Here is a 389-nt window from a genome sequence, read left to right as displayed (position 1 = left end):
GATCATGCAAGATATGTATACGACTTAGAGTTACTAAACTCACCGTTATTTCATATTACAAGTAAGAAGCGATTAGCTATGCTGTTGTGTTCATCTGTTAAAGAACTCAATCATATTTGCCGTTCAAAAACTCAAATGTATCAATGTTTCAATCAAAAGCAGACTGATAATAATGGAAACGTTATTAAAGTCCGCCCTATTCAAGATCCTCATGAGAGGTTGAAACAGATCCATTCTAGAATTGGAAAATTTTTGGGTAATTTGAAAGCTCCCGATTATTTACACTCTAAACGTTCTAAATCTGCAATTTCGAATGCAAAAGCACATGTAGGTCTTAAGGGGCTTACTTTGAATATTGATATTACTGATTTTTATCCCTCAACCTCAAA

Annotated in this window: 1 protein-coding gene; it reads left to right on the top strand. The window is 33.7% G+C overall.

Annotated elements, in window-relative coordinates:
• Positions 1-389: hypothetical protein (locus ACEWQ0_RS04635; RefSeq protein WP_476484660.1), on the top strand; the 389-nt coding region annotated here is incomplete at both ends.

This window comes from Wenzhouxiangella sp. YN9 (assembly GCF_056324165.1).
The sequence above is the reverse complement of the archived record's forward strand: the minus strand, read 5'-3'. Positions and strand labels throughout refer to the sequence as shown.